Raw genomic sequence first — 21,588 nt, forward strand, 5'->3', positions numbered from 1 at the left:
AGGTTGCATTAGCTGCAGGTGATACGAACGTCTGCAATGTACGCCGGTTCCATTCACCCACACCAACACACCAAAAGGGGAACCTTGATCCCACGGCTCCCCTTTCGGTCCAGATCGTCTATTCCTGCGCGTTCATCAAGCGACCAAGGAGAGCCCCGGACCCGCGTCCTGCGGCTGCTCACCGCTGTCGATGAACGGGATGATCGAGAAGGTCTGCCCGCCGCGCTGTTCTTCGTTCTGCACGGCGTTGACTCGCAAATCGCCGTCGGGCGTGTTGATCAGCAGCGACAGGTAGTCATTGCCCGTACGGCTACTCTTCGCCAACCAGGCCGAGCCAACGCGGATCGGCGTGCCGCGGGGAGAGCTGATCTCGATCCGGTAGTCGGGGTGGGTCTCCTCGGTCTTGTAGCTGTTCTCGATCAGCATGAACTCCAGATCGAACATCATGTTGGCGATGTAGCCGGTGAAGGCGTTGTCCGCGTCCATGGCGGTGAGCTCGCCTGAGATCGAGCCGGATTTCATCAGGCCATTCGAGACCAGCGGGATGATCTCGAACGCGCCGCTCTGGGCGGCGCGCGCCTCTTTCGTCTGCACCGCGTTGACCCGGAACGGGCCGAGGCCGACATCGATCTGCATCGAGATGTAGGGGTTGCCGCTGGTATTGCCGGTCTCGTTCCAGGCCGTGCCGATGCGCACCTTGCGGCCCGACTTGTTGATCGCCGTCACGTCGTAATCGGGGCTGCGCGCAGACATCTTCGGGCGGGTTTCAAGCTGGATGTCGATGTCGAAACGCGTCGAATGAATCATGCCGGTGTATTCAGCGGCGGCGTTCTCGACATTGCGGGTGAGGGTTCCTGCGAACATGGGATGGTTCCTTTCAGATTGGCCGGTGCCTGACGTTCTTGCCAGCGCATCCGGGATTGCTTTCTCGACCCCTTGAGAGATCACAAATCAGAAAGCCTGCTTTCCTTTCAGCCCCGCCCACGGGTCAGAGCTGCCGCCCGAGTAGGAATGCCGCCGCGCCTCCGGGTGCTACGCCCCTCCCCTGCCCGTCTGGTCTTGATTGGCTGCCCGGACTTTGTGCGGCGTCCTTCGGTCGCGCGACGAAGAACTCCACCTCTCTTCCGTTCAACCGGTGCCCGCCCCGGTCGGTCAGACCGATACAGCTATCATTCGGCAAATAGGTGATGAGGTACTGACCGAGCCGGTCCTTGTGCACAACGTAGCCGGTATTGACCCAATGCACGGTCTGACCGGCATCGACGGCCGCCTTGATGTCTTCGAGTGTAATGCGAACCTCCTTACGAAGAATGGTGGGTAAACGACGCAAGAAGCCCGATATTCCGACCGGGCTTCCATGCAGCATTCGTTTGGCAAACGACCGAGAACTGTCAGGCACCTTGCATGGCTTGCGTCGCGCGTGCCGCCATCCAATCCTTCAGGCCGAGAACCGTTCTGCCGGCTGCGACCTCGTAGGCCCAGGCGACCCTTGGATCGCCGCAGGGCTCGGAGCCGACGTGCCGGTCGCTATGGCCATTGGCCATCCATGGCTCGGGCTGGATCCGTCGCAGCCAGTCCGCCATGCTCGGGATGCGGCCTTGGCAGTCTTCACGGATATGCTGCTCGCCGATCCAGCGCACGGGAATGTCCCGACCTGCGCTATTGGTCAGGGTCAGACCGAAGACACGTTCAGCATCGAACAGACCTTGGGTATGGTGGCGCAAGGCCCGGTGCGTGAAAAGCGCGAGATGCTCTTTCGAGGCGTCAAACCAAACGTGGACGGCCTGATAGTCAGACGGCACCCCGCCGAATTTCCGGGCAGAGCTTTCGGCATGATGAAGCGGATGGGCCATCTCAAAGCCCCTCGTCATAGCTGTGCGAGCATTCGACATAGCGGTCGGCGTGATCGAGTGTGATGCTGTCTGCTGCAATGTCCCAGGTCAGCGAGCCGTAGCCGCCCTCGTTGTTCTCGAACCCCGGGTGATGGTGATAGGCGAGCGACCAGGCGAAATCACCGACCTCTGTCGCAAGCGCCTCCGACAGTTTGACCTCCGCGGGCTGCACCGTCACATCCTCGACATTGCCAGAATCGCCATAGCCTTCGTATTCGGCAGTGACCTCGCTGATACCAAGCGCGCGTAGTTGCGTAAGCAGCTCCCCTCGGGATGCCTTCAGGGTGGTTTCGCGCTCTGCGCGCCACTGAGCCGCCATTGCAGCATAGTCGATCTGGGGATTGGTCATGGGTCTGTCCTCTTATCTGAATTTGGGGGGACCGGGCCTGGCATTGGTCAGCGCGCGCCCGGAAAGCGCAGATCGGCCAAATCCCGATCCACGCCGCCCGACCGGAAGCTCACTTTGACTTTTCAGGCGGCTTGTTCTGACGTCATGGTGGCTTCCTGCCCCACGATCCGGGCCAGAATGCTTCCCGTGTCGATCCCGTCCCCATGCGGCAGGAACACCCGCAGCTGGAAGGCGATAATCTCAGTGAAACACCCCATTGCCTTGAGGCCGTCGATCATGCCCCGATCCGCGCCGCCCAGCTCGAGGCGCATCTCGCCTGCGACACGGCGACGGGTCAAGGTGAGACCCCGGCCCAGATCGACAGGCGCGGTGGTGCCGAGGGCGGCGGTCAACATCTCCTGCGGTGTTTGCGGGTCGGAGACGAGGAAGCGGGCGCGCAGCGCGGCCGCCCCTTCCTCACTCAGCGTCCGCCCGATCATGGCGGTCGCCCCGTCGGGCGTGACCCTGTAGATGCGTTCATTCGTGGTCGGAATGTCCTTCCAGATCGGCAACAGCAGCCCGGTGAGCAGGTAGAGCTTGGTCGTGGTGGTTTTTGGCAGGGCGGCAGCCTCGGCATCCCAAAGCCGTGCGAACTCCGGTTTGCCGATCTCTTCCCAAGCCGAGGACTCGAAGCGCATCTCTTCGAGATAGCTCGACCCGTTTGGCCTCACCGCCTTGCGCATGAGAGTGACGATGTCCTCGTCATACATTTGCATGGGCCGCGCCGAGATCAGCGCCGCGCGACCGGAGGCGCGATTGACCATCGGCAGCTTGTCGGGGTTGCGCGACAGGGCGTCATCCGCCGACAGCACGTGGACAGGGTCGGTAACCTCAAGTCCAATGATCCGTGTCACGGCACCGGATTTCGGGCAGGTCCAGAGATCCTCGGTGGAAACCTGTTCGATCCTTTCGCCGCGCAGGGTTTCCACGCCGAGATCGAGCGTGCCCGCGGCCCGTGCCCGCTCGGTCTGATCGGCAATCCGGCGCATGAACTCGGCAAAGAGCGCGTTCTGCATGTGGATCGGTAGCGCCAGCACCCGGTTCAGAAACCGCTGGATCGGCGGAAGCTCCTCAAGGAGCACCCCGTCTTTGTCGATCAGCCGCAGAGCGGTCCAGTCGGTGAAGCTCTCATAGCTCATCGCCTCAGCGCGCCCGGCGGCAAGATCGGCGTAATAGCCGCGCAAAGCCGCCCGCGCGATCGGGCTTTCAAGATTGTCCTCCTCGCGGAACATGCCCTGCGAGCCGGTCTCGCGCTGGCCCTTGGTTAGGGCCCCCAGCTGGTCGAGGCGCTTGGCGATCGTCGAGGTGAAGCGCTTCTCGCCATGCACATCGGAGGTACAGACCCGGAAGAAGGGCGCGCTGACCTGCGCTGAGCGATGCGTGCGGCCGAGCCCCTGGATGGCCGCATCGGCACGCCAGCCGGGCTCCAGAAGGTAGTGCCGGCGCCTCTTCTGGTTCTTCGCCGTTTGGGCCGCATGATAGGAGCGGCCCGTGCCACCCGCATCCGAGAAGATCAGGATATCCTTCTCGCCATCCATGAAGGCTTGGGTTTCGGATGAATTGCTGCTGGCGGCGCGCTTCTCTATGAAGAGATGGCTATCCTCGGCCTTGAGGGGCCGGATAGATCGGCCCGTGACCTCGGAGACAGCCTCGTCACCAAAGGCCCAGAGGATCTGATCGAGCGCCGAGGGGATCGGCGCCAGCGTCATCAACTCCATCATGGCCGCATCGCGCAGGTCGAGCGCCTCGCGCGAGACAACGAGCGCCCCAGTCTCATTCCGCAAAGGTTCTGCCACCATATTGCCGTCAATCTCCACGAGCTTTTGCGCATGGATCGGGAAAGCCTGTTTGAGGTAGCCGAGAACATAGTCGCGCGGCGTCAAGGCCCCCTCGACGAGCTCATCCTCCGGGTCCATCGTCTCAAGCCGACGTTTCAGCAGGCTCTCGCCTGTCGAAACCACCTGGATGACGCAGGCGTTGCCCGCCGCCAGATCATCCTCGATCGCGCGGATGATGGTCGGGGCCTTCATGCCCATCAGGAGATGGTTGAAGAAACGCTGCTTCGTGCTCTCGAAGCGGGACTTGGCCGAGGCGCGAGCGGCCGAGGCATTGGTCTCGCCAGAGGCGTCGTTGACGCCGGTCGCCGTCAGCGCGGCTTCGAGATTGTGGTGGATCGTCCGAAACGCACCCGCATAGGCGTCGTAGATCTCGATCTGGGCCGGGGTGAGCGCGTGTTCGAGCACGTCATACTCCACGCCGTCGAAGCTGAGGGCGCGGGCCGTGTAGAGCCCGAGCGTCTTGAGATCGCGGGCAACCACCTCCATGGCGGCGACACCGCCGGCTTCCATCGCAGAAACGAAGCTCTCGCGGCTTGGGAAGGGGTATTCGGGGCCCTGCCCCCAGAGCCCCAGCCGCGCGGCATAGGCGAGGTTGTGTACGCTCGTGGCCCCCGTGGCCGAGATGTAGAAGACGCGGGCGCGCGGGGCGGCCAGTTGCAGCCGCAGGCCAGCAAGGCCCTGCTGGGAGGGTTTGACCCCCCTGCCCTGCTCGGACCCTGCCGCGTTCTGCATGGCGTGGGCCTCATCAAAAGCGAGGACGCCCTCGAAGTCTTCGCCCATCCACTCAAAGATCTGGCTCAGCCGCGTGGTGCCGCATTTGCCGGCGGACCGCAGCGTGGCGTAGGTGACGAAGAGGATACCGTCACCCATCGGGATCGGCTGGTCCGGTTTCCATTTGGAGAGCGGCTGGATGTCGGCTGGCGAGCCGCCAAGATCGGTCCAGTCGCGGATCGCGTCCTCGATGAGTGTGGCGGATTTGGAGACCCAGATCGCCTTCCTGCGCCCGGAAAGCCAGTTCACGAGAATGAGCCCCGCGCATTCGCGGCCCTTGCCACAACCGGTGCCGTCGCCGAGGAAATAGCCGAGGCGATAAGCGCGTGCCTCCGGGTCGTCATCGGAGCGCGTCAGCTTGGTCTGGTCGTCATTGATGGTAAACCGACCGGGCAGATCACGCCCATGGGCATCATACGCCATGATGATGGTCTCGAGCTGCGCCTCGGAGAGATGTCCCTCCTCGATCAGCTTGCCGGGCAGACGCAGTTCCGCAGTGGCGTTGCCAGACGGCACCAGCGGGGCCACAGAGGCCATCGCGATGCTCTCGACCAACCGTGTGGGATGCTCCTGCGCACCCGCGATCTCGATCCGCTGCGGGCGGTAGCGCGCATAGATGTCCGAGACGGGCGTATTATCGCGTGGAGTCTCGAGGCTGGTAAAAGTGAGCGGGACAACCGCATTGGCCTGGGGCTTGGAAGCGGTGGCGGCAACGGTGGGGCGTTTGCGCGTGACAGCTGCTGGAACGGCCCTCGGCGCGAAAGAACGCGTGGCCACCGCCGAAGCCGGACGCGCCTCGGGCCGGGAAGTGGCTACGCCTTGGACAAAAGGAAGGGCTTCATCCAGGTCCCGAACAGTGGCGCGGATCATCTCGCCATCCTCCTGCACCTTGTCGAAGACCATGAGCTGGGTTTCGACAGAGGTGCCGAGTTTGCGATAGACCTGCCCCGGTATCGTCAACGCCAGTCGCGGCGTCAGGAGACCGCAGGCGCGGGACCAATGCGCGGCATCGCGCTCCGTGCTGAACCCCTGCGGCATGATCGCCACCAGCCGGCCACCGGGCGCGAGACGCTTGGCGGCCGCAATGAGATGCTTGGCGGCGATGTGTTTGTCGCGGGAGCGATCGACCGAGGAGGCGAAAGGCGGGTTCATCACCACGACGTCAGGCAGAACCGGCATCTGCAGCAGATCGTCGATATGCTCGCCGTCGTGACCCGTCACATCGCCACCAAAGACAGCCCGCAGGAGGCGCTGACGAAACGGGTCAATTTCATTGAGTAAAAGCGTGGCACCGGCCCGGGCGGCGAAAGCTGCCAGGGCACCGGTGCCAGCCGAGGGTTCCTGCACGGTCTCGCCCTTGCGGATCGCTGCCGCCCGCACCGTCAGGGCCGCGAATGCCAGCGATGTGGAAAACTGCTGCAGCCGGATCTGTTGCTCTGACCGGCGCGTTTCCGTCAGGAGACGTGACGCAAGGAGTTTTGCGGCGGAGTAATCATCCTCACTGTTGTCGCCACGTAGCAGCGCCTGCACAGCCGCCGCCTGCATCAGATCGTAGGCCATGCGCCAGTCCCACGCGCCGCTGGCATCGCTGCCAAGAAAGGTCTCGCGCATGATGCGCGCGAGCGCTGAACTGCGCAGGGGTTGGTAGTCGATCTCCGCGCCGATTTGCGCTAGCGCAGAGGCGAGATCAGCGTCGGAGATTGGGAAAGGCGGGTTTGCCGGATTGGGCTTGGTCATGGGGAGTTCCTTTGGATCAGGGTCTGAGTTCCAAAGGACAAAAAGCCCGCTTTCGCTTTTCAGGGTGACGGGATCAGACCGCGCTGACTTCCAAGGCTTGGTCAGGACTTGGGTTCGACCTGCCGCTTCGCATCAATCAAAGCCTGCGCGGCCTGCATTACCTGAACCTGTGAAGTTCCACCGCGTGCATCCTCATGCGCGGTCTGTACCTGCGCGCGAAACCACGCGTTATACGAATTGACATCAGCCGCCACGGAAATGCTCCTCGAGACCGAGGTGCGGCTATTCCTTACCCGTTGGGTCCATTGCGCTTTCTCCGACTATGCTATGGGTCGATGCTACATCACCCACAGTGGTGCCGTAAACGGCAAGGCCGTAAGGTTCACAGCTAACCGGGCCACTTACCGATCAGGCACCGCTTCAAGGGACATTTCGAACCGCTCGTGCGCCGCCGCAGCTTCTTTCAAGAGCGCTTCGAAATTGTCAGGTGGATTTCCATCTTCCAGCATCCCTTTGAACGTCGCATAGGCATCCGTCTTGCTGCCGTAGGCGCGCAGGGTCTTATCGTCGTTCACCCAGGCCACCACGATGACCTTGGCATCGCTGTTGAAGCGGTAGAACAACCGATACTGCTGGAAGAATTTCGCCCGGAACCAGTGCTTGCGGTGATCCCCGAGCGTGCTGCCTTGCCGGTAGGCGGCGGCACCCGGATCTGCCGGTATGGCCTCGGTGACCAGCTTGAAGATGGCGGCCAGCCGTTTCGTCGGGTTTTTCTTGCGCCATGTCTTTGGATCGCGTGCCTTACGCGCTTCAACTTCCTCGATCAGCCCTTCGAGCTGGTCCAGAAAGAGCGGATGCGCATAAATTGACCATCCGTTTACGGCAAGGGGCGCCCCTGCGGGCACGCTATCGCCGCTCATTCATCCTCGGGCGATAGCGGCGCATCCAGATCGACGTCAACGTCTCCGACCAGTGCTGCAAGACGGTCATGCAAAGCCCCATCGAACGCCCGAATGCGGTCCGGATGCGCCTTGATATCTGCCTCGACAAAATCGAGAAAGGCGCCGAGCGCGGGATCATCCTCTTCGGCGCGCACGGGCTCGATATAGACCCTGCCACTCGGCTCGGTGCAGTAGCGAATCTGGTCGCCCTTGCCCAGCTTGAGCTGCTTTCGCACACCTGCCGGCACGGTTGTCTGATACCGATCAGTGAGCTTCGAGACATCTTGTGTGAGCACTGTCATGGCAGTCTCCTGAAAGAAAAGGGTCTTTGCTTCCTGCGATAGGTAATGCATTTGCATTGCCTTGTCAAGGCAAGCCGCAGGATCTGCTGTCGCCGGCAGGTCGATGAACCGTCCGGCGCAGCACCTATTCTCGCCCCGCGAAATACTCCGCCAGCACCGGGCTAGCAGCACCTTTCGCGGAGCTGAGCAGCTCCGAACCCGCAAGCGAGGCTTTCGACAGGCGCACGAGACCGCCGGTTTCCTCGATGCGGTAGCAGCGGCGATTTTGCCGCCCCCGTCTGTAGTGGGTCGCAGTGACGATCTGGCAGGTGCTGCCATCGGTGAGCGTCACGGGCGTGGCGAGCCTGATCTTGTCGCCTTCCTCGTAGTCCGGGATTGCAGCCCAATTCCGGCAGCGCTGACGCCAGTCCTGCGCGTAGCTGTCCGGGTCTTTCAGGTCGGAGAGGAGCTCGATCAGCCCAAGGGGAGCCCGCGACTCGTTCGGGCCCGCGCTTTCCTCCATGTCCTTGTAGCCCCAGCAGCCGTCATCGTATCGGGTGAGGAAAACGGCACCGAAGGTGATCGAGCCATCCAGATCGGTCACATAGGTCGCGTCCTCGACAGCGGTGCCGTCGAGACTGGTGACCCTTCCCGCCGCATACCAGGTCGAGCCGACCTTGCAGGCTTTGACCAGTTCGGTTTTGCGCGTGTCGCCCTCGAAAGTGCAGAGCCGCGCAATCTCCGCCTTCTCATCCGCGTAGGATTTGACACGACCGTCGGTGTAGAACAGCCATCCCATCAGGCAGCCCTCCGGCCATCGAGGTCCATCAGCGCATCGAGCGGCACGCGGTAGGGCTGCATCGCGTCGAAATCCTCGCAATTTCCACAGTTCTGCACGATCGCGAAGGTGTCGCAGGCATCCTTGAGGATAACCCGGAACGTGCCGCCGAGGCCCGATGGCACTTCGTAGGTCCCGCCGATGAGATAATCCGAGGCCCGGCGCACGAAGACGCGGATGCTGTGACCATCGGTGGCGAGCCGGATCGCCCCCTGCCCCCGGTCGATCAGCACCTGCACATCGTCGAGAATGTCCGTGTAGAACTGGCCGGTCAGATCGCGAAAAGCCATGCGGCGCTGCGCCATCCAGTCGGTGTCCCGGAACGGGTTCATGCCGTCGGCGAAAGCAAAGGAAGGATCGGCCTGCTCGGTGGTGACGATGCGGGTGGTCGTGCCATCGATGCCATTCGAGCGCAGATGCACGCCATTGCCGACGATGAGGATCAGGGCCGGCCTGTCCACGGGCCCGTTCCAGTTCGGCAGGAAGGTTTTGCAGGCGCGCGCATGTGCGATTTGCGCCGCAGCGGCTGAGGCAGAGAACTTGAGAATAGCCATGGGGATGTCTTTCGGTTGGGTGTGGGAAGATCGACCCGCGCGGGCGGCATGGCTCGCGCGGGTCGCGTGAGGACTCAGGCCGCTTGCGCGACTTCGCTGTCAGGCTCCGGAGCTTCCGCGGCGGGCGCCATCTCGTCACAGACGACACCGGCGGTCTGCATCATCGGCGGGCACCAGGCGGCCACGGCGGCACGCTGTGCGTCGGTGAGCGTGGCGAAGGGCTCGGCGAAGAGCTTGTCACAAAAGGCGACGATCTCCTTCTTGCTCGACGAGGCCAGCGTCACCGCCTCCTGGGCGAGACCCAGATCCTCGCCGAGGATCTTCAGGAGCCAGGCCTTCTTGAAGCGGTTGAAGAGCGCCGCATTCGGCGTCCAGTGGGCGCGGATGTCGGGCATGATCTCGATCTCGAACGCATGCATCAGGCTGTCGCGCTGACGGTCCCGCGCGAAGCAGGACTGCGTGGTGCTGGCCGTCGCATAGGCCACGAGCTTGGCCTTCTCCCCTGCATCGAGCGCGCGAAACGCCGAGAACTGATCGGCGGGCGGGCGGGTATCATCGAGCCACGAGAGGTCCAGCACATCATGCGCCGCGGCCACCTGCTCGAGGGAGGTCTCGTCGATCTCGTCCATTTTGGCGTGGTTGCGGTATTCCTTGCGGGCATCGATCTTGATCGCCTGCGTGACGCTCATGCCAGTTCCGAGGACGTCGGTCACCAACTTGAAGAGCGTCAAATCGAGCGTGGCCTCGGGATTCAGAGCCATCGCGGCGCCTAAGGCCATAGCCCGCTCGGTCTTGAGGTCCTCGGCCAATGAGGCCGGATAGGTTATTTCCCCCACGTCCGGGGCCTCCTCCCCGGTCGGGTTGGCCGAGGAGCCGCGCGCGCCCTCCCCTTTGACGGTGTCCTCGGGGCGCACGAGGCCCACATGGAGCGTCACCTGACCACCCTGCCACGACGCAATCACCCCTGCCCGCGCCAGATCCTCGGCGCTATAGGCCTCCTGCAGATCGCGAGCTTCCTCCTCCAGAGTGTCCACGCGGTCGTAGAGTGCATTGTAGGCATCGTCTTCGAGCCCCTCATCCTCCATTTCGAGCTGTAGTTGCTCAAACTCGGCGGTGATTTCGTCGATGCGCTTTTGTGCGGCCTCATCTGGCTCGATCGGGCCGGGATAGACGCGGCCGTAGTCCGCCATGGTCGCGTAATCGTAGCGGACCATCGCATCGGCCCAGGCAAAGCCCAGCTTCATACGGGCCTCTTCGGCGGCGGCGGTCAGTTTCTCGAGCAGGATGGTCTCGACCAGCGCCGCATCCTCGAGCACGGAATGCTCTTCCAGAAGGTCAGCCGCAACGGCGCCGCCCCGCGCCTCGTAGTCCGCGCGCACAAAGGCCCCAATATCATCGCTGACCTGCACGCCGCGGGATTTGAGGGCCTGACGGACGGTGTAGGCCTGCAGATAGCCGCCGTCTTTCGTGAGCGCTTCATAGACCTCGCGCTGCGCCTCCTGGCTCGGATGCTCGGCGAAGGCCTTCATCGTATCGAGTGTGATCGTCTTGGCCCGAGCTGCTGCGCGAATGTCGGGGTGGATCAAGCCATAGCGCAACCGGCCTTTGACGGCAGCGACCGTGGTACCAAAGGTCCTTGCGATCGTCTCGGGCGTCTGGCCGTCGACCTCCATCATCCGCGCGAAAGCCTCGAACTCGTCAATGGCGTTCATCGGCGCTTGCGTGATGTTCTCGGCGAGCGACAGCACCGTGGTGATGTCGCAATCCGCCGGCACGAGGCGGCAGTCCACCTTGGTCTTCGCCGAGAAGCCCTTCGCGGCCTTGTCCGCGACCAGCTCCTTCAGCGCGGCATGGCGCCGGCCACCGGCGAGGACGGCGTATTTCCCGTCAAGCTTCTGGACCAGGAGCGGCTGCAGCAGGCCCAGTACGGCGATGCTGGCCTTCAGATGCGCGATGTTCTCGAGGTCATAGGTTTCCGGCGAGTAGCTGCGCACATTGGCTGGATGGGCAGTCAGATCGCCAATGGCGACAGAAACGGGTTTGAAACTTGCAGTCATGGGATATCCTTCTCGATGGATTTGGAGCGGCCCGCGCATTCAGATGCGCGGTCAATCCCCAAGGGAGGGGATTACAACGACAAAAGGCCCACTCTCCCTTTGCGGGGCAGCGGGCCTTCATTGGCTGCGATGTCAGGAGGAGGTGTGCCCTCCCCTTCTACCAGTCGCGCGCCAGCATGATGCTCAGCACGCGCATGGTGGTCGCGGGATTGTCCGGGGCCTCGGCACCGTAGCGGAAATCGGAATCCGCCTCATAGAGGTCGATCTTCCAGAACACGGTCTCGCCCCGGATCTCGACCGCCCCGAAATCGTGCCAGCCTTCAGGGTCATTCTCAGGCTCGAACATGGCAAACTCACCAGTTGCCTTCACCGCCTCGGCCATGAAGCCGTCGCCAGCCTCCATAAGCGAGCGGGTGACATACATCCGGCCCTGTATGGGCTGCACCGGCGGCACCCCGAGGCATGCGAGCTTGCGAAACGCGTCGTTCTGCGCTGCGATCACACTCGGATCCGGGCGGTCTGTCTGGGGTTGTGCGGTGATGGTCATAGGGCTCTCCTTTGAGGAGTTGAAACACCCTTCCCAAAGCCTGCTTTGTCTTTTCCGCTTGGCAGAAGACCCCCACCAAAACCCGCGCGGGCAAAACAGTTCCGACAGTCCGCTCAGCGGGACAATGCTGCCTTGCGATTTGGGGCACCAGATCTGATACTCAGTCGAGCAGACTGAGGAAATCAACGAAATGGCCCCCCCCCGTTCGGCTCTGTTGCACAAATCGATTGAGGGATTCATCTATTGAAACCAGCGTGATAGCTGGGATGCATGAGCAGACCTACGCCCCCGACCTACAGGACCAAGAACTAGCCAGCCTACAATAAAGCGCTCAAGCGCCGTGGCTCGCTGATGATCTGGTTCGATCCCGAGATGTGCTGGGATGCCGCGCCGACAGGCAGGCGTGGCCGACAACAAACCTACAGCGATGCCGCCATCCAGACATGCCTTTCCATGAAAGTGCTGTTCGGCATGGCCTTGCGGCAGACGACGGGCTTCGTCGAGAGCCTGTTGCGCCTGGTCGGCCTCGACTGGACGGTGCCCGACTTCAGCACGCTGAGCCGCCGCCAGAAGACGCTGGCCGTGAACATCCCGTATCGTGGCTCGAAGGGGCCGCTGCACCTGTTGATCAACAGCACAGGGATAAAGGTCGAGGGTGAAGGCGAGTGGCACGCCCGCAAGCACGGGGGGCCGAAACGGCGCGTCTGGCGCAAGATCCATCTCGGAATTGATGAGGAGACACTGGAGGTCCGCGCTGTCGAGATCACCGGAAGTCACATCGGCGACGCACCTGTGCTACCCGACCTGCTCAGCCAGATCCCGATGAACGAAGAGATCGGGATCATCACCGCCGACGGCGCCTACGACACTCGAAAATGCCATGACGCCATCGCCGACCGCGACGCTCATGCCGTCATCCCGCCCCGCAAGAACGCCAAGCCATGGAAGACCATTACCGCTGGAGCCCTGGCTCGCAACGAGGCCCTGCGAGCATCGAAGTATCTGGGCCGTGCGCTGTGGCGACGTTGGAGTGGATACCACCGCCGGAGCCGCGTCGAGATTTGAGGAGCGTCAGAAAATGATCTGGGGGATCATTTTCCCGACGAAAGGATGCATTGCGTGAAACTGCTGGGCCAGCGGCTAATGGCACGGGACTTCGACCGCCAGGTCGCAGAACTCCAGGTCCGGATCGCCGTTCTGAACGGCTACACCGCGCTCGGCATACCCATCACAGAACCTGCGGGATAAGTCTGTCCGGGGAAAGAGGAACCTTGGCAATCACCTGTTTTGTGCAACAGAGCCCTGAAGGGGCCGCGGATCGTTGGCGATCCTGGCCCCGAGGGCTTCGACCATGTCGATTTAGGTGGTCAGCGACACGGACCTGCCGGGGCCCCAGGGTTCAGGGTCGACTGATCCGTCCCGCGTCACCCGCGGCAGGTTGGCGAAGGCAATGACATCCGTGACGGGTCGGATATCGATGAACGGGGTCCCTCGTGCGACCGCAAGAGTAGCCAAGGGAAAGCGCTCGATTGGCGCGAAACTCGACACGGTGGTCCAACCGAGATGGATGAATGTCCCGCCCTCTCCGCAGATGACATGCGCGTTTGGCAATGATGCGGCCTGCTTCAAATACCCGAGATCACGCAGGACAGTTTCCCGCTCGCGCCGCTGTGCCTGCCCCGTCTGGCCGGCTCAGCGTAGTTCCTTGTGTCGCCCCCACGAGGCAGCGATCGCGCGCAATACGCGCAAGACACCTGTTTGCATGAGAATGCCCTTCATCAGGAACGGCAGACCGGAATCCGGCCCGGTCCCACCTGAGGGACCCCAAAGACCCTCATCCGTCAGTCACGAAACTCGAAGAACGCTTTCTCTTTTTCCGGCCCCTTTGGGCACACAACAAAACCGAAAAGCCCGGCGCATCTGCCGAAGCCATTGATTTCATGCAGCAATTCTAGATCGGCAACGCATATCGGCAAAACCTTGCTTGAAATTACGAAATGTGTTTATTTTTCAACCACTTTGCAAATATGGAAGATCGGCAAAATGCTGGAAACACCCGCCAGGATCGAACCCTGCTTCTTCGAGGAGCATACTCCTACAGAACTGGCAGACCTTTCGGTCGACATCCAGAGGGAAGCCACCGGGCTGGGACAAGGGTTGCATCCTGACAGCGCAGCCGAACTTGCCGATCTCGTCCGTGTGATGAACTGCTACTACTCCAACCTGATCGAAGGACACAACACGCGCCCCCGCGACATCGAAAGGGCGCTGGCCGGTGCCGAGCTTGAGGAAGAAACCCGCCCTCTCGCCCTTGAGGCCCGGGCGCACGTCATCGTTCAACGGGCCATCGATGAGATGCATCGTATAGGCACCCTGCCCCGCCCCACATCCGTCGAATTTCTGACTTGGGTCCATAAGAGCTTCTACGACGAGATGCCTGACGAGTTTCGGGTCATCGAGCATTCTGACGGCACACACGAGCCCATTGTTCCGGGACGCATGCGCCAGGATGACGATCGGGAAGTTGCGGTCGGGCGCCACCTACCTCCTTCATCGGCGCGCGTTGCGGCATTCATGGACCATTTCGACAAACGGTTTCAGATTGCGGCGCGGTCTTCGAGCGGACGGATTATCGCGATCGCCTCTGCACATCACCGGCTCAACTACATCCACCCTTTCCCGGATGGTAACGGCCGTGTCAGCAGACTGATGTCTCATGCCATGGCCCTCACAGCGGGGATCGGTGGCCAGGGGCTATGGTCCGTATCGCGAGGGCTGGCCCGCGGACTGATCGATCGGGGCGAGTACAAACGGATGATGGATCTGGCCGACAGTCCTCGCCGCGGAGACCGCGACGGGCGTGGGAACCTGTCAGAAGCGGCACTGAGGACGTTCAGTGAATGGTTCCTAAAGGTGACGCTCGACCAGATCACCTTCTCAGCAAGATTGTTCGATCTCGGCGGATTGGACCAACGGTATCGTCGTCTTGTTGCAGATACCATCGATGACAAGCGAGCACCGGAACTAGTCTCGGCGGTTCTTCGGCATGGCGCATTGGAACGAGGCGACGCGCAGATAGTGCTAAAGACGTCCGAGCGTACTGCCCGCAACACGCTGAGTAAACTGACCGCCGCCGGATACCTGACTTCTGCCTCGCCGAAAACGCCAGTTCGGTTGGCGTTTCCGTTGGATTATCGAGAGCGGCTCTTTCCAAACCTCTTTGGAGATGGTGACCTCCCACAATAACGCTAGGGATTTAAGGTGTAATGCCTGGCCGCCCATTTCTTCCATTGGCGTCGAGATTTCCATCAAGGTTCGCTCGTGCGTTACTTGTCCACCGCGGTGGACATCTGCTGGTCTGAGATTAATTGAAGAACCACCACGCGCCGCCAGGTGCGTTTGGACAGTTGTGGTTCTCATAAGCGCTGCTTCCCGTTCGAAGTCCACCGCGGTGGACATTAGACGGTTTGCTCATTGGTTTCGGACAGTCGCTTGATCAAAGCTAATGGATCAAATTGGTTTTGCCTTTGACCCAGGGTGATACTGTGAAAATACGCCCCAAAATCCCTGATGCGTTGTCCAAGTTGTAGCATGATAAAGATCGCGCATGACGCTTTCTGAGCTCCTATGGCATTTTTGGCTTTCTCGAAAGTTTCTGGGTGAATGCCCATCATGGGTGCAAGTGTTCGAGCATGGTTTTCAATGTCCAACCAGTTTCTAAGTCTCTCTGTGGAGAACGATGTCGCCTGATCGCAGACTGAGGTCAGCAAGTCTGGTTTCAGGGCCTCATCGGCTATGTTGCTATCTAAATCTTTTTTTTCTTCTTCAGACTTAGATTGATGCCGGACAGTTTGTCCGTCATTGGCGGGCAATTCCATAGTTTCAGGCGGGTCATCCTGGGTAGACAAACTTTGGCATTCTGCATCTGTATTGGCGAGCAGAGCGTGGTATTCGGGGAGGCTCAGCTTCCTGCGTAGAGCTTTCCGTGCGTGGTTGATGAATGCGTTGCTAGGATCGTGCTCTTCCAAATGGGCGAGCTTTGTAAGGATCTGTTTGCGGACAAATATCCGATCTCGCCGGTTATTCTCGATCTCTTGCGCGATGGCTATAAGCTCGCTCGCACGTTGGAGCAGGGGGGTGAGAGACAATCCATAACTGATGCACTCCCCGCCGGATGAGCGAACGCGGTAGCGCTTTCGGTTCGAGCTGTCATTGCGCTTGATGAACCCGAGTTCAACGAAGCGGTTGATGTGCCTCCGGAGTGTCCGTTCGTCGATTCCGCCAACGCGCTGGCAAAGTGAATTGTTAGACGCAAAAACCGTTTCGCCATGGCCAGGTTTCAGAAAACTGAGCATGGCTTGAAGTGTCTGTATGTGGCCAGGACGTAGACCAAACACGCTGCGTGCATCTCTCAGGGCTCTGAAGATGGTCCAGATGTCGGTTTCAGATGGGGGAAATGAGCCGCGGGTTGCATCAGCACCTGCGGCTTCGATCGAGAGTTTTGTAAATGCCATGGTTTGTTCACGACGACCGTTTGGCCCACAACTTCCCCGTCTCTTTCCTCGCATTTTCGGGGAAAAAGGCAAAAAATATCAGTCCACCGAATCGGTGACTCTTGACCGGTATGCTGGAGGTTGCTACACCAAAGATGCTAATCAGATGATGAGGGCTCTCCAGGGGAAACTTTGGGGGGCTCTTTTCTTTCGGGTCTTCGCTTTTCTCCTCTGCTCGTGTTTCTCTGTGTGGCCTGGGTTAGGACCCAAAGCCTCTCTCATTCCGCCACTGTACGAAGAGTTGCGAAAGCGTAACTTCAGCGTGTTCTTCGAGCCATTGGCCGAATTCTGGATTGTCCTTCTTGGTAACCTTGAGAGTGATCGCCTTATCATCGATCGTCAGCGTGCCCAATGAACTGCCGTTCTCATCATTGATGACCGAAGTCAGCCCGCGATTGGGCGACTTCTTGTCGCTACGTGCTTTGCTCGAGCAAGCCGAATAGACCGCTTGGAACTTTTCGGAACTAGGAGTGTCGTCGGGCAGGGCGGCGAGCGCCTCTTTGGCGATGTCCACCAAATCTACCTTCACCGATAAGGCAGCTAGCTCACCCCACTGCCGTCGTCCGATTCCATGTGCTGGCCCGATGAGTTGAACAAGACCGTCTGGCAGTTGTTCTATGACGACCCTGTGGTTGGATACGCCTTGCCGGGTCAGACCTAGAGCATCTTGAATGACACCGGGTTTGTACCCGGATTCTTGCATCTCTTTGATAAAAATAGACTTTTCTATAAAAGACGGATCAAGCCTGAGGTTGTTCTCCTGGCCTTGAGCGATCAGAGATGCGTCATCGTCCAAGGTTCGAACAATTGCCTTGACCGTTCCACCGACCTTACGGATCGCCGCAAGCCTGCGGCGGCCGTAGATGATGCGGTATCTGTCCGGTTGGGCTGATGGACGGACCATGATGGGCACTTGTTGGCCATGCTTGCGAATGCTCTCGGCCAACTCATCGATACTGGAATCTTCCAGCACCAACCGATCGCGCAGCCCATCCATGTCAATCTGATCGGGTTCGATATCGCGAATCGAGTTTGCTGTGATCTCGCGCAAAGAGTCGCGCAGTCCTCCAACAGATCCCGGCAGCTTTGCCGCTCTTGGCGGGGTAGGGGAGGGGGCTGCGCTCTCCGTCTCATCCTTGGGGGGCTGGTTGAAGATGTTTCGGGCCATCAGCGACGCCCCCATGCCATTTGTATCGTCTGCTCCAGCTCATCGCCAACGCCGTTCACGCTGGTCAGGGCGCGATCAATTGTCTTTCTGATGAACTGGCTTGGATCGACTTCGTAGACGGTCTGCTGGGTCATCCCCGCGTCGGAGATCGCCGTAGACTTCAGCATCGGCTCTGTCATGACCTGACCTGCCAGAATTGATCTCAGGTAGCCTGCCATTTGGGTCTGCGGACCGTCCGACGGTTCATATCTGGTAATCAGGAACTTGACAAAATCCCATGTGACACGCCGACCGATGGCTTCTTCCACGGCCTTGACCGTTTCTGAAGCAAGCTTCAGGAATTGGCTCATGGATGCGATGTCAAGCATGCCAGGTACCACGGTAACCAAAAGCCCCGTCGAGGCTGCCAGCGCAGTCAGGGTTAGAAACCCAAGCTGAGGCGGGCAGTCGATCAGGACGATGTCGTAGTTTGCCTCAACCTCTTCAAGCGCCAAGGCGAGGCGCTCTGCAAAAATGGGTTGTGCGCGACGGGCGAGAGCGTTCGCGGTCTCAGTTTCGTACTCCGAGAGCATCAAACCGGCGGGCACCATGTCGAGCTTATGGAAGTAGGTCTTTTGGATGACGTTCGAGAGAGGAACTTGGTCCTCATATCTCAAAGCATCATAGATTGTGCCGCCATCGGCGAACTCAAGCTCGGGCCGAAAGCCGAAAAACGTGGTCAAACTTGCTTGCGGATCGAGGTCTAGGACCAGCACGCGGTAGCCGCGCAGGGCATACCTTTGCGCAAGATGAATCGTTGCAGTAGTCTTTGATGAACCGCCTTTGAAGTTGACGACGGATATCACCTGGAGACGATCGCCATCACGTCGACCTGGGCGGTAGCTTTCTGCGTTCTTTCCAGTGCGTCCAAGAACATCGCGCAACTCATCAATCTCTTGGGCTGTGTAGAACCGGTGTCCGCGGTTGTCTGTATGCACTTCCGGGAAGCTGCCGTCCTTGTGCCGGTTGCGCAGGTTAGATGTGCTTACGCGCAGGAGGCCGGCAACTTCGGTGGAACTGAAGCGGCGTAGGGACTTTCGTTCTTCGGGTTCGAAAGCGATCTTCATCTGGCGATCCAAAGACTCAGCCAGATTGTCGGCAAATGCTCCGATATCGGAAGAGCCTATGCCTTGCGTGTATCCAATGTTACGATCATTCATTTCCTGCCGCCCACTCTCGGCCTCTGTTGAGGCTCTTAGTCATTCTGACGGTGTCCAGCGTGTCTGACGCGTTTTGCCGTCAGAATGGGAATGCCACGATCCAGTGAGTCCGGCAAGAAGAATCTAAATGTAGTGTGAAAGTTATCCACAACACCTATAGATGTTGCTGAGTGAAAAACTCAGCAAGTCGTTGATATAGATATATTAAATGCAGATATAACCGGATCGAGCCGCTACTCTGTTGAGTTGGCACAATAGCAGCTAAACTCAAGTAATTAATGGCACTTTCTGCCTCCTGCGGAGTTTTCTCTCGGTTGAATTTTTTTGGATTCGGGTCAGAAGCTACATCTGATCTTAGCTCGATTCGTACGGCATCAGGCCAAGTCGTTCCGACCGCTCCAACAGCATTTTCACCAAAGACGGCTGCCATCTCGTTCGGCTACGAGGCGTGCGTTCCCGCATGGATTCCAGCCGGTCACAGATCGCCTCAAGCGTGATGTCAGGGTCCGCGCCCTTGATGCCAGCGACAATCGCGGGCAGGCGGTCGTCGGTTTCGCGTCGTCCAGCGCGACCAAGCACTTCATTGGGCAGAAACCCGTCGCGCACATAGGCTTTCACTGCGCGCAGAAGGCGGCTTTGCGTCCAGTGGCGATCGTAGGGCAGGGGACCATTGATGATCCGAAGCACATCTTTCCATGCCATATCGGGTCGAAGTCGTCGGACATGTGGCACCCAGTCCTGAGCCGTCTCGTTCAGCGGCTACATGTAGCCGTCTTGCCGCGCGAGTCGCACCTTGCGTAGTGCCCCTGAATCGCGGGCGCGCAGGTCCGGGTTTCCGCCGACCCGGCCCTTAGTACGGGCACTTGCCAGCCCCGCCTTGGTACGTTCGCGGATCAGCGCCCGCTCAAACTCGGCCGCGGTGCCCAGAACCTGCAGCGTGAACTTGCCTTGCGGGGATCCGGTGTCGATCGGATCCTGAATGGAACGAAAAAACGCCCCCTTGGCCTCCAGCCGTTCGATCACCTCCAGCAGATGTGACAGAGACCGCGCAAGCCGGTCAATCCGAACGACAACCAGCGTGTCGCCCTTGCTGATGCGCTCCAGCAAGCGGGCAAGCACCGGTCGCGCACGATTGCCGCCTAAGGCGTGTTCTTCATGGATTTCGACACATCCCGCAGTTTGCAAGGCCTCAGACTGAGGCAGGGGGGTCTGATCCTCGGTTGAAACGCGCGCGAAGCCTATCAATGGCATCAAAACAGGCCTTCTGCAGTTCCTATACCGCCAATAAACGACCCATTGGAAAGAACGTATTATGAACACGAAGCCTCGCCTGATTGGCGAACCGATCATGCGCATCCTCTGCGAGACATCTGAAAATCTGATCGGCTACGTTTACCAATTGAACAATGGCGGCGTGCAGCCTGCTTGGTTCGACGGCGCGATAGCGGACGTTCGCTATGAACCATTCACTCAAGCGCCGGAACAAAACCCTGTCGATCCGAAGCCCCCCGGACCGCGTCAGCAAGATCTGACGCACCTTGAAAGGGTCTAGTTTAAGGCCTCGCGTCGGTTTGTGGGGCATCCCATCCCGCAGGTCTTTTGAGTGATAGAGTTGACTTCTATGCCTCAGAAGTGATCGAGATGTGAGTTATAGAAAGGATGTCTATAACTCGTGGCTAGGAACTGGACGCTGCCCGATTGGCCGGATTTCCGGTATGATGCCCACGCTCTGGAGCCGTTTGAGCAGACGTTTCTGCTGTCGTCAGGAGAAATCCTCGGCGCGGTCCATCATGTCAGCCAGCCGGAGCGCGAGCAAATCCACATCGAGCTGCTCAGCGAGGAAGCGATGCAGACGAGTGCCATCGAGGGTGAAATCCTCGACCGGCTCAGTGTCCAGTCTTCGTTGCGCCGCCATCTGGGTCTCGATCCGGCCAGCTACCCTGCCAAACCGCGCGAACAGGACGTCGCGGAAATGATGGTCGACGTATATTCCAGTTTTGCAGAGCCGTTAACCCATGAGACGCTATACCGCTGGCATCGGATGCTACTGTCCCATGACCGTCGGTTGGAAACCATCGGCGCCTAACAACCACACGCCGAGGATATGCAAATCGTTTCCGGCCGCCTTGACCGACCCACGATCCATTGCGAAGCGCCGCCTTCAGAGCGGGTCATGCCTGAGATGGAGCGATACACGGATTGGTTCAACAAGACCGTGCCGGGGGGAGCAGAGCCGCTTTCAGCGCTGACGCGCGCAGGGCTAAGCCAACTCTATTTCGAGAGCATTCACCCATTCGAAGACGGCAACGGCCGCTTGGGTCGCGCACTCGCTAAAAAGTCGCTGGCGCAGAACATTGGCCAGCCGACCTTCATCTCGCTCGCCGCCTCCATCGAGAAGGAGCGCAAGGTGTACTACGACAAGCTCGAGCAGCATCAAAAAACGCTGGACGTGACGGATTGGCTTGTCTGGTTCGCAGAAGTTGTCTTGACGGCCCAACAGGCAACACTCGACCGCGTCGACTTCTTCATCAACAAAGCGCACTTCTACGATCGGTACAGAGACCAATTGAACAAACGACAGGCCAAGGCCATCGCTCGCGTGTTTCGGGAAGGCCCCGGCGGGTTCGAAGGCGGCCTCAGCGCCGACAACTACCTCAAGATCACCGGAACATCACGCGCGACCGCCACCCGCGATCTGCAGGATCTGGTTGAGAAAGAAGCGCTCGACAGAACCGGTGAGCTCAGACACACACGGTATTGGTTAAATCTTAACCGAGAGGGCAAAAACACATCTTAAAATCATGAAGGCTCAAGGGTCGTTGCG

The 21,588-nt window shown here is 60.1% G+C and carries 17 protein-coding genes and 4 pseudogenes; 4 read left to right on the forward strand and 17 right to left on the reverse strand.

Annotated elements, in window-relative coordinates; all coding sequences use genetic code 11:
* Positions 1-135 precede the first annotated feature (135 nt).
* The 12 genes from ACZ1HH_RS20430 to ACZ1HH_RS20485 all read right to left on the reverse strand — a co-directional run bounded on the left by ACZ1HH_RS20430 (position 136) and on the right by ACZ1HH_RS20485 (position 11,844).
* The gene (locus ACZ1HH_RS20430; protein WP_102855907.1) at positions 136-864 is read right to left on the reverse strand and encodes a DUF736 family protein; all 729 of its coding nucleotides are present in this window, start codon (positions 862-864) and stop codon (positions 136-138) included.
* A gap of 124 nt (positions 865-988) precedes the next feature.
* The gene (locus ACZ1HH_RS20435) at positions 989-1,291 is read right to left on the reverse strand and encodes a hypothetical protein (protein WP_461433551.1); all 303 of its coding nucleotides are present in this window, start codon (positions 1,289-1,291) and stop codon (positions 989-991) included.
* Between the two features lie 100 nt (positions 1,292-1,391).
* On the reverse strand, positions 1,392-1,853 hold the full coding sequence (locus tag ACZ1HH_RS20440) for a DUF6915 family protein (protein ID WP_472637384.1): 462 nt from the start codon (positions 1,851-1,853) through the stop codon (positions 1,392-1,394).
* 1 nt (position 1,854) lies between these two features.
* Positions 1,855-2,241 carry a DUF6878 family protein gene (locus tag ACZ1HH_RS20445; RefSeq protein WP_472637385.1) on the reverse strand — a complete coding sequence of 129 codons (387 nt, stop codon included), beginning with the start codon at positions 2,239-2,241 and terminating at the stop codon, positions 1,855-1,857.
* Positions 2,242-2,363: 122 nt separating this feature from the next.
* On the reverse strand, positions 2,364-6,626 hold the full coding sequence (locus tag ACZ1HH_RS20450) for a strawberry notch-like NTP hydrolase domain-containing protein (protein ID WP_487320576.1): 4,263 nt from the start codon (positions 6,624-6,626) through the stop codon (positions 2,364-2,366).
* Between the two features lie 101 nt (positions 6,627-6,727).
* Entirely contained in the window at positions 6,728-6,880 is a 153-nt protein-coding gene (locus ACZ1HH_RS20455) for a StaA (protein WP_472637388.1), read from the reverse strand.
* A 147-nt stretch (positions 6,881-7,027) separates the two neighbouring features.
* Positions 7,028-7,546 carry a type II toxin-antitoxin system YhaV family toxin gene (locus tag ACZ1HH_RS20460; RefSeq protein ID WP_472637389.1) on the reverse strand — a complete coding sequence of 173 codons (519 nt, stop codon included), beginning with the start codon at positions 7,544-7,546 and terminating at the stop codon, positions 7,028-7,030.
* A complete protein-coding gene (locus ACZ1HH_RS20465) occupies positions 7,543-7,869 on the reverse strand; it encodes a type II toxin-antitoxin system PrlF family antitoxin (RefSeq protein WP_075777243.1) in 327 nt (108 codons plus the stop codon). Before ACZ1HH_RS20465 ends, ACZ1HH_RS20460 begins: the two co-directional genes overlap by 4 nt.
* 124 nt (positions 7,870-7,993) lie before the next feature.
* Positions 7,994-8,647, reverse strand: a complete 654-nt coding sequence (locus ACZ1HH_RS20470) for a DUF6927 domain-containing protein (protein ID WP_472637390.1) — start codon at positions 8,645-8,647, stop codon at positions 7,994-7,996.
* Entirely contained in the window at positions 8,647-9,240 is a 594-nt protein-coding gene (locus tag ACZ1HH_RS20475; RefSeq protein ID WP_472637391.1) for a regulator, read from the reverse strand. Before ACZ1HH_RS20475 ends, ACZ1HH_RS20470 begins: the two co-directional genes overlap by 1 nt.
* A 74-nt stretch (positions 9,241-9,314) precedes the next feature.
* A complete protein-coding gene (locus tag ACZ1HH_RS20480) occupies positions 9,315-11,297 on the reverse strand; it encodes a ParB/RepB/Spo0J family partition protein (RefSeq protein WP_472637392.1) in 1,983 nt (660 codons plus the stop codon).
* Between the two features lie 157 nt (positions 11,298-11,454).
* Positions 11,455-11,844: a DUF3768 domain-containing protein gene (locus tag ACZ1HH_RS20485; protein ID WP_472637393.1), complete on the reverse strand. Its 390-nt coding sequence runs from the start codon at positions 11,842-11,844 to the stop codon at positions 11,455-11,457.
* Between the two features lie 270 nt (positions 11,845-12,114).
* On the opposite strand from ACZ1HH_RS20485, the pseudogene ACZ1HH_RS20490 reads away from it, so the two are divergent.
* Positions 12,115-13,092: pseudogene (locus tag ACZ1HH_RS20490) on the forward strand (IS5 family transposase).
* A gap of 30 nt (positions 13,093-13,122) precedes the next feature.
* On the opposite strand, the pseudogene ACZ1HH_RS20495 reads toward ACZ1HH_RS20490, so the two are convergent.
* Positions 13,123-13,623 (reverse strand): annotated as a pseudogene (locus tag ACZ1HH_RS20495) (hypothetical protein).
* Between the two features lie 264 nt (positions 13,624-13,887).
* Between ACZ1HH_RS20495 and ACZ1HH_RS20500 the strand changes: the two are divergent.
* A complete protein-coding gene (locus ACZ1HH_RS20500) occupies positions 13,888-15,090 on the forward strand; it encodes a Fic family protein (protein ID WP_472637426.1) in 1,203 nt (400 codons plus the stop codon).
* 212 nt (positions 15,091-15,302) lie between these two features.
* On the opposite strand, the gene repC is transcribed toward ACZ1HH_RS20500, so the two are convergent.
* The 4 genes and pseudogenes from repC to ACZ1HH_RS20520 all read right to left on the reverse strand — a co-directional run bounded on the left by repC (position 15,303) and on the right by ACZ1HH_RS20520 (position 20,015).
* A complete protein-coding gene (gene repC / locus ACZ1HH_RS20505; protein WP_487320577.1) occupies positions 15,303-16,358 on the reverse strand; it encodes a plasmid replication protein RepC in 1,056 nt (351 codons plus the stop codon).
* 238 nt (positions 16,359-16,596) lie between these two features.
* Positions 16,597-17,565, reverse strand: a complete 969-nt coding sequence (gene repB / locus ACZ1HH_RS20510) for a plasmid partitioning protein RepB (RefSeq protein ID WP_487320578.1) — start codon at positions 17,563-17,565, stop codon at positions 16,597-16,599.
* Positions 17,565-18,764, reverse strand: coding sequence for a plasmid partitioning protein RepA (gene repA / locus ACZ1HH_RS20515; RefSeq protein WP_472637396.1), 1,200 nt, complete (start codon positions 18,762-18,764; stop codon positions 17,565-17,567). Before repA ends, repB begins: the two co-directional genes overlap by 1 nt.
* 354 nt (positions 18,765-19,118) lie before the next feature.
* Positions 19,119-20,015 (reverse strand): annotated as a pseudogene (locus tag ACZ1HH_RS20520) (recombinase family protein).
* Positions 20,016-20,076: 61 nt separating this feature from the next.
* Between ACZ1HH_RS20520 and ACZ1HH_RS20525 the strand changes: the two are divergent.
* A complete protein-coding gene (locus ACZ1HH_RS20525) occupies positions 20,077-20,316 on the forward strand; it encodes a hypothetical protein (protein ID WP_487320579.1) in 240 nt (79 codons plus the stop codon).
* 120 nt (positions 20,317-20,436) lie between these two features.
* A pseudogene (locus ACZ1HH_RS20530) lies at positions 20,437-21,561 on the forward strand (DUF4172 domain-containing protein).
* Positions 21,562-21,588: the final 27 nt, after the last annotated feature.

This window comes from Epibacterium sp. HA2-3, from assembly GCF_055693725.2.